The following is a 7,179-nucleotide window of genomic DNA, read 5'->3' as shown; positions in this document are numbered from 1 at the left end:
TAATAGATACATTATGACAAGACGAAATTCAGCATTGCCAGATAAATGGTAATATTAGCCGATAGGTGGCTAAAAAACAGGATTTAGATTTTTCTTATTAAAAATGAGAAGCAAACTTTTAAATCCATAGAAAAAATAGGGACTTTTAGTTTATTATTACAATGATATACAAATCATTCTATTCCAGTTTTCTGACAAAAACTACTGTAATAAGCAAATATCGCTTTTTTTAAAATGACTGCATAGTTATTCAAATAGCTACCTAAAAACTGTCTATAATGATTTGTAATTTACTCAATTAGAGGCAGACCATGACAACACAGACCGCGTTAGTATTAGGAGCAAATACCGTTATCACGCAATCTTATTGTTCGGTGGCTTTTTCTACAAAAAACAACCTTAAATTTGGAGAGCATATTGGATTAATATGGCTGCCTTTAGATGAACACCGTAAAGCGGCTTGTAGTCCTGCTTACCTTCACGAACCTAAAGACTGGGCTAAACTAAACAATGCTGATAATCAAAATATTTGGCAATTAGATTTATCCAGTTTGTTTGATACACAAGGCGTTAGCTTTTTGCAATTGATTGCCTATACCTATCAAGAAACAAGTCTAAACCTACCAACAGTTGAACTGACTGATATCAGTCTAATACTGAATGAAGGTTCCATCACTTATGATTTCACAGCCAACGAGCGCCATACAAAAGCAGCGATTGTATTAGAGATATATCGACGCAATGATCAGTTTAAATGTCGGGCGCTGGGTGAAAGCTCTTCTCAAGGCTTGGCAAGCTTAGAGCATAGAGTACAAATCAGCCTTGATACCCGCCCGCCAGATACACATGCGCTCATTCAGGCAGCTCAGCAGCAGCAGCGAACTCAGCCGAATAATGAGACACGAACACCGCGTCAAGTACAAGCTGGTGAAACATGGACTGGTACGGCATTTGCCATTGACCCATATCACCTCTTAACTTGCTATCATGTAATTGAGTCGGCGGCTATGATTGGCATACGACAGCAGGGACAGCCAGACCGTGAAGCGCAAGTGGTACTCAGTGATATCGGTAGCGATTCAGCGATTATTAAAGTGAGTGAACCTTTAACTAGCTATTTGCCGCTCGCACAACAATGTAGTGATAATTTGGGTGAGACTATCACTACGTTGGGGTTCCCGCTGTCAGGACTTAGTAGTCAATTGCAAGTAACACAAGGCTGTATCTCTAGTTTGACAGGGTTTGGCGATGATATTCGCTATATGCAATTTACTGCGCCCATTCAACCTGGCTCTAGCGGCAGCCCTCTACTACTACCTACTGGCGAAGTCGTTGGCATGGTAACATCAAGTCTCGTTCATGAGCATGCGCAAAATATGAACTATGCAGTGAAATTTCAGTTGCTATCTGCGTTACTCGCAAGCGCAGGTATTGAGTTAGATAACTTGTCAGACTCATCGCTTAATAAGTTGCTACCGCTAACCACACCACAATTGAGCAAAAATAGCCGCGGGGCATTATGGTTGGTTGGATGTCAGGGCTAAAAAACATCAAGATAATCAAAAAACAAGAAGAACCAATTAAAGAAAGTGTGTTAAGGAATATAAATGTCAGTTAAGCTCAGAAGTATCGCTGTACTCATAGATGCAGATAACGCATCGGCGAAAAATATCGGCCAGATATTAAAAGAAATAGAGAAAATCGGTCATATTACTTGTAAAAAAATCTATGGTGATTGGGGAAACGCTCATATTCAAAGTTGGCAAGAAGCCCTACTCAAATATGCCATCGATCCCATGCAGCAATTTGCCTATGTAAAAGGCAAAAATGCGACTGACATTGGTATGGTCATTGAAGCAATGGATCTGCTGCACAGTGGTGTTTATGACGGGTTCTGTCTAATCTCGAGTGATAGCGACTTTACTTCATTAGCACTACGTATTCGCAAAAACCATGTAAAAGTTTTTGGCTTTGGCAAGCGCAATACCGTCAGTGCTTTTTCACAGGCCTGTGATACCTTCTTTTATGTAGAAGATTTATTGAAACAACACACTGTAAGTCAAAACAATCTCTCGTCTAACAAAACATCTAAGAGTTCATCAAAACCATGGACCACTAAACAGCTGCAGACACAAACCCACTTGATTAGCGCACTAAACAAAATCATTCAAGACAACCCCAATGACCATAATGGTTGGTCAAATCTATCTCATATTGCCAGTCAAATTAGCCAAAACTACGACAATATTAAACTCGATAAATATGGCTATGCAAAATTTTCTGATTTAATTATTGCTCTACGTTTATACGATATAAGACGACAGTCTAATGGCATGTGGGCAAAGCTAAAGACACAAAAAAACGCTACAACTATTAATAAGAAACCCCTAGCACCGATGTCTGCTGGTAAATCAATGGCTACTAAACCTAGCTTAAACCTATTCCCTGCAGTCCCTATCATCGTAAAAATAACGACAGCTCCTACTGTTGACGCTGTCTTATTTAGAGTCAATGAAAAAACTAAAGTCCGTGGTGATGAGGATATGATATTTTATGGACAGACACATAGTGAAGATGGCACCATCGAGCTAGATCAGCAGCTCGATGAGGATATCTCAATATCTGAATTCAGTTGTGATTTGGGCGCTCAACCCTCTACTATCGAGCAACTGAATATTATATTATCAAGTGAGCTTGAAAGCTTAACTACTGATACAAATCAAGCACTTATTGAATTAAGCATCAGCGATAAGCAAAAAGACACTTTATTATTTTCTGGTGAGTTTGATATTCAAAACAAATCAGGAAAAAGCTTACTGTTATTCACATTGAATCGAAGCAATGATCAATGGCAGTTTTCACCAAAACATCAGAATATAGATGGCGACCTACGTTATCTTTGCGAAAAATATGGAATAGAACTCAGTGATGACTAGCAATAAATATAATGTAATACCTAATGATGTGTACGAACGTAGCATCAACCTACCCCGCGGCACGCTTGATCTAACTTATCAGATGAATGATGTATCAGGAAGCAACACGACTTATCAATTAGAAGACTTACTTGGGTTTGCCCAACGTATTAACCCAAAACGTGCGTTTTTATTTGTCTCAAAAGTCTTAGGTCGGCATATCCCAGTAGCACCTAATAGCATGCGTAGTGCTTTCACCGACTTGGCAAACTTAGTACCTAGCGATTTACCTAAGCCCATTCTAGTTGTTGGCATGGCAGAGACTGCCGTTGGGCTATCGGCAGGTGTGCATCAAGCATTGCAAATGCGTTATCCTAATGCTTTATTATTGAACTCTACCCGTCATGCGCAGCACAATGATGATAATAGTGAAACGTTACTCACCACTTTTAGTGAAGACCACAGTCATGCCAGCCAGCATTTGATTTATCAAAGTGCAGATCAAGCGACACAAGAACAATTACTCTCTAGTAAGACCCTCATTATGGTCGATGATGAAGCCTCAACAGGCAACACCTGCGTGAACGTTGTCACCGCTCTACGTAATGCTGGGCTGAGTCAATTAAAACAGGTCCACCTAACCACGCTAGTGGACTGGTCATTAGGACAAGTGGATACAGATGATACTATCGCTCAACGCTTACCTAATATTGACTTTCATCGTCATCACTTATTATCTGGTGATTGGAAATGGACGGATGCGCCCAACCCTAAGCCCATTACCATGCCATCAGTTGATACCACTGACGCTGGTAGTCAATCGCTAGGCAACACTGGCAATTGGGGACGTTTCCCGACTCTTGACAGCACAGACGGGTTTGATCGTTATTTGGCTAGATTTAAAACAGCCTTTACCAGTTTTAGCGGACAGACACAGTTTAATAAAGAACAATTGCCACAGCGAATTTTGGTGTTAGGTAGCAATGAGTTTGTGTGGCTGCCATTTTTATTGGCAGAATGGATAGAAGCCCAATTTCAAGACTCTGAAACAACAGCCATAGTGAACTTCAGCGCTTTGACACGCTCACCCATTGCTTTGGGCGGTGCGATTGCTACCATGTTGAGTTTTAGCGACAATTACGGACTTGGAATGACCAACTTTGCCTACAATGTTGAGCCTAGCGACTGGGATTTGATTATATTGTGCGTAGAAACATCGACTGATAGTGTCGATGACATGTGGCAAAGTTTGCATAATGTGTTGGTGGTGGGCTCCGATATAAAAGTTATCTGAAATATTGGTCGATATCAAAACCACTGTTAATCTGGCGTGTGTCCTCCAGTCCTTCAACTTTCGTCTAAAGAGTCTAAAATATTTAAACACCTAAGGTGTGTTTGATCCTTTAGCCATGGTAGTCCCTATTTGTGAATATCAAACACGCCCTAGCTAATATTTCAATATTATCAGTATTGCTTTACTGATTTGATGACAATTTAAATCTTTTTATTAGCATCTTTAGGATGCGGACACACCCTAATCAGATTATAGTTGTAGCCATGACAATAAACATGAAATGTAAATAATAAATATTATTATTATTATTTACATACAAGTGAATATTAACTAATTATAACCTTTATATGTACTACCAAAAGCACCTTTTTTAGTCTGAAAAACATTTATTTCTTAACCAACTCTACTGTACAGCGTTTTTATCTTAAAAAGAACACAGGCCCAAAAAAAGCTATTCTTGACACCCTAAACAATATGAAAAAACAATATAAACAAACTCTCTAAGAATTAGAGAAAAATATAAAATTACGACTTAAGTATTTAATGAAAATTTCATATTAATCACTGTCAAACAACAGCCAGTATTATTATGAATTTTTATATTTGATTTGAAGAATTAACAGCTATTTTATAAAGATATTTAATTGATTAAAAATACTTAAATAATAGTAAAGCTAAACCCATCTTACATACAAATAAAAGCACCCTAATATAGAGACTGTTATGAATTCTAATCACAAAGGGAAAATGCCATTTTTTCAATCAAGTTTAGATATTACTAAACCTTATGCGCTTATGGATTTAGACGACACCCTTTTTCAAACCCAGCGTAAAATTGATGCATGGGAGTTACCAACCACCGAACCTGATAGTTTGGTTTGTGCTACCGTAAACAAACAAGGTGAACCATTAAGCATGATGAGCCAGCGTCAAGCAGTTTTTTTTAATTGGCTGCTCGTTAGTACCGAGCTCATCGTAGTCACTGCCCGTGATCGGCATGAAATCAAGCGTGTTAAGCTACCGTTTGATAGTTGGCAAGTACTGACACATGGTGCCGTTATTTTAAGCGCTGAAGGTTACTTATTGAGCACTTGGCAACAGCACATGTATGAACAGCTTGCACCATTGCAAGATAAATTGAATCAGCTGAGCCAAGTCTTTACCAATTACAGCAAAAATGATGGTAGTCAACTCGTATTTACACCACATATCGACAGTTTTCATAATGGTTCTGTCAATGAAGAGTTGATCATTTATTTGGCTATTAAGCACGCGCAAAAAGACCACCAAGCACTAATAGAGTTAGCTAATACACTACCTACGTTAATACGTAATTTTGATCAAGATTTTTATGTGCATGTAAATGCTAATAATCTAGCAATACTACCGCATGCAGTTCATAAGCATCATGCAGTACAATTCTTACTAGACAATCATTTAGACAGTCAGCGACCCAGTTTTGGCTTTGGTGATAGTTTGGCTGATTTGCCATTTTTACAGTTGCTTGACTGGTATGGCATGCCCAATCACGGTCAATTACATGACAATCTGATATGAGAAAACAACCTCTATGACTAACCCTAATATAAAAAAACCAAATCATTACGGTTCAGGCAGCTACCTTGCCAGTGATGTCACGGTGCTACTCGATATCGTCGATAAAGAGGCTGTGGCGGATGTGCCCGTCAGTCAAAAAGAAGCACTTATCCAAAGTGGTCAGCGTCATTATTCCGATATGTTGACGTTAGAGAGTGCGCCCACAGCGATGCATGAGCAACTATATCGTCAAGCATTAGAGCAAGGCACAAATAGAACCGCCACTGACGTTGCGAATTTGGCTCATACATTACAAGACACTTTTAGGCAGACCGTTCATACTGAGCGCCCGTTAGTATTGGTCAGCTTAGTACGCGCAGGTTTGCCAATTGGAGTACTGTTACAACGCGCATTGTCAGATACTGAGAGTAGCTACTCGCTGCCAAGCGTGCATTATGGCATTAGCATCATTCGTGATCGTGGCCTTGATCCAGTAGCACTACAAATGATACTAGAGGCTTACCCAAATAGCCCTATCGTGTTTGTCGATGGCTGGACGGGCAAAGGCGCCATTTATCAAGAGCTTGCTAGTAGCCTCAAAGTGTTTAGCGACCATAACCATTCAAACTTTACCAATATTTTTCATCATGGTGCTAACGTCATTCCATTATTAACCTTAGCTGACCCAGCTGGTGTCGCTTGGCTCTCTGCTAGTGAAGAGGATTGGTTAATTCCATCAGGACTGCTAAACAGTACTGTATCGGGACTCATATCACGCAGCCTATATACCGATCCACAATTAGGATTACATCGCAGTGTTTTTTATGATAACTTGATAGAATCAGATCGTAGCTTGGCCTTTGTCGATCAAATCGATGCGGCACGTCGTGCACTGAACAAACCCTTACAATGTTTGCCACTCTACCCACAACCCCGCTACCAAACCGCTGACGTAATTAATACGATCGCAGCAGATTATGCTATTACCAATCGCAATCGTATAAAACCAACAATCGCAGAAGCAACCAGAGCCATATTACGCCGTGATCCTGAACGTATCTTACTGGCAACTGCCAAACATCCTGATACGATACTGCTCAGACATTTATGTGCACAGCGAGATATCGCTATCAGTGTATTAGGTGATAAAATACTGCCTTATCAAGCTATCACACTGATCAAGCAACGCACCAAAGATAGCTAGCACATGTTCAACATTTATAGCCATTCCATTATAAGATTATTACAGCGTCTCGCTTGAAGTATTGGATATACGTCTACACTCGGTTGCCTAGTACTACTTTTGAATTGAATCGACTATACCAATAAGCACTTATAAATAGACGCTTATAAATAGACATTGCTGTTAAGTAACGATCTTTGAGTCAACTCGCTTGATAATATATCCTGCTTTTTATAACCACTTATTTATCA

General features: G+C 39.5%; 5 protein-coding genes. All 5 read left to right on the top strand.

All coding sequences use genetic code 11. The features are described from left to right. Positions 1–311 precede the first annotated feature (311 nt). The 5 genes from ACT3RN_RS00435 (at position 312) to ACT3RN_RS00415 (ending at position 6,949) form a co-directional block, all read left to right on the top strand. Positions 312–1,544 (top strand): trypsin-like peptidase domain-containing protein, encoded by a 1,233-nt coding sequence (locus ACT3RN_RS00435; protein ID WP_192520321.1) that lies wholly within the window; start codon positions 312–314, stop codon positions 1,542–1,544. A gap of 63 nt (positions 1,545–1,607) precedes the next feature. Continuing rightward, the gene (locus tag ACT3RN_RS00430) at positions 1,608–2,936 is read left to right on the top strand and encodes an NYN domain-containing protein (RefSeq protein WP_192520322.1); all 1,329 of its coding nucleotides are present in this window, start codon (positions 1,608–1,610) and stop codon (positions 2,934–2,936) included. Next, entirely contained in the window at positions 2,929–4,209 is a 1,281-nt protein-coding gene (locus tag ACT3RN_RS00425) for a phosphoribosyltransferase domain-containing protein (protein ID WP_192520323.1), read from the top strand. Before ACT3RN_RS00430 ends, ACT3RN_RS00425 begins: the two co-directional genes overlap by 8 nt. A 723-nt stretch (positions 4,210–4,932) precedes the next feature. Further along, positions 4,933–5,766 (top strand): hypothetical protein, encoded by an 834-nt coding sequence (locus ACT3RN_RS00420; RefSeq protein WP_442062758.1) that lies wholly within the window; start codon positions 4,933–4,935, stop codon positions 5,764–5,766. Between the two features lie 13 nt (positions 5,767–5,779). After that, entirely contained in the window at positions 5,780–6,949 is a 1,170-nt protein-coding gene (locus tag ACT3RN_RS00415; RefSeq protein WP_442062761.1) for a cysteine protease StiP domain-containing protein, read from the top strand. Positions 6,950–7,179 lie beyond the last annotated feature (230 nt).

Origin of the sequence: Psychrobacter sp. AOP5-GZ1-6, from assembly GCF_052376345.1 — a bacterium.
In the GTDB taxonomy this organism is placed as follows: domain Bacteria; phylum Pseudomonadota; class Gammaproteobacteria; order Pseudomonadales; family Moraxellaceae; genus Psychrobacter.
The sequence above is the reverse complement of the archived record's forward strand: the minus strand, read 5'-3'. Positions and strand labels throughout refer to the sequence as shown.

Excerpts from the sequence above, each read along its gene's own strand:
- ACT3RN_RS00435 (WP_192520321.1), top strand. The coding sequence starts at position 312 with ATGACAACACAGACCGCGTTAGTATTAGGAGCAAATACCGTTATCACG.
- ACT3RN_RS00430 (WP_192520322.1), top strand. The coding sequence starts at position 1,608 with ATGTCAGTTAAGCTCAGAAGTATCGCTGTACTCATAGATGCAGATAAC.
- ACT3RN_RS00420 (WP_442062758.1), top strand. The coding sequence starts at position 4,933 with ATGAATTCTAATCACAAAGGGAAAATGCCATTTTTTCAATCAAGTTTA.
- ACT3RN_RS00415 (WP_442062761.1), top strand. The coding sequence starts at position 5,780 with ATGACTAACCCTAATATAAAAAAACCAAATCATTACGGTTCAGGCAGC.
- ACT3RN_RS00425 (WP_192520323.1), top strand. The coding sequence starts at position 2,929 with ATGACTAGCAATAAATATAATGTAATACCTAATGATGTGTACGAACGT.